This window comes from Psychrobacter sp. TB55-MNA-CIBAN-0194, from assembly GCF_040309505.1.
GTDB lineage: Bacteria > Pseudomonadota > Gammaproteobacteria > Pseudomonadales > Moraxellaceae > Psychrobacter > Psychrobacter fozii.
Map to the genome: position 1 here is coordinate 1 of NZ_JBEOOW010000187.1, position 279 is coordinate 279.

General features: G+C 45.9%; 1 pseudogene. It reads right to left on the minus strand.

Annotated elements, in window-relative coordinates:
• Window positions 1-205 (minus strand): annotated as a pseudogene (locus AAEY75_RS14770) (hypothetical protein); the annotation flags it as partial.
• Between the last annotated feature and the right edge of the window lie 74 nt (window positions 206-279).

The following is a 279-nucleotide window of genomic DNA, read 5'->3' on the forward strand; positions in this document are numbered from 1 at the left end:
GCCCGGGCGTTATCCAGCCTCCTTTACCTCGGTAAACCGGCGTTGCCAGTACATCAAATTCAGGTAGCTCACTGCGCGGACCAACCCAGGCTATTTTGCTATCTTTTACTGCGATAGCCGCTTGAGTTATCGCACCGTAAGCCCGTTGAACACTCGGGTCCATGGTTGCAATATTGACATCAATCCACACCTGATCCCACGACATAAAAACCTCTGAAAATGAGTTATTAACCAATCGCTAAACAATACTTGTTTTAACTTGTATATACAAGGTAGGAT